Annotated in this window: 2 tRNA genes; both read left to right on the top strand. The window is 40.0% G+C overall.

Annotated elements, in window-relative coordinates:
* Positions 1-99: 99 nt before the first annotated feature.
* Positions 100-176, top strand: a tRNA-Ile gene (locus tag LQ615_RS13375).
* Positions 177-207: 31 nt separating this feature from the next.
* Positions 208-283: transfer RNA gene (locus LQ615_RS13370), tRNA-Ala, on the top strand.
* Positions 284-380: the final 97 nt, after the last annotated feature.

Below are 380 nucleotides of genomic sequence, written 5' to 3'. Positions count from 1 at the left end.
TCCTTTCTAAGGATATTACGGAATGACCATGAGGTCATGGAATAACGGAGACATATTGTATTCAGTTTTGAATGTTTATTTGACATTCAAATTAAGAATGGGCCTATAGCTCAGCTGGTTAGAGCGCACGCCTGATAAGCGTGAGGTCGATGGTTCGAGTCCATTTAGGCCCACCATTAAATTAAATTAAATTAAATTACCCATTACGGGGGCTTAGCTCAGATGGGAGAGCGCCTGCTTTGCACGCAGGAGGTCAGCGGTTCGATCCCGCTAGTCTCCACCATTATTATTTTGCACATTGAAAACTAGATAAGTAAGCAAATAGATTTTACCAAGCAAAAAACCGAGTGAATTTTTAACGAAATTCAACAAGCTTAATA

This window comes from Mammaliicoccus sp. C-M13, from assembly GCF_022386845.1.
GTDB classification, from domain to species: Bacteria; Bacillota; Bacilli; order Staphylococcales; family Staphylococcaceae; genus Mammaliicoccus; species Mammaliicoccus lentus.
Note: the sequence above shows the minus strand (reverse complement) of the source record. Positions and strands in the feature narration are given on the sequence as shown.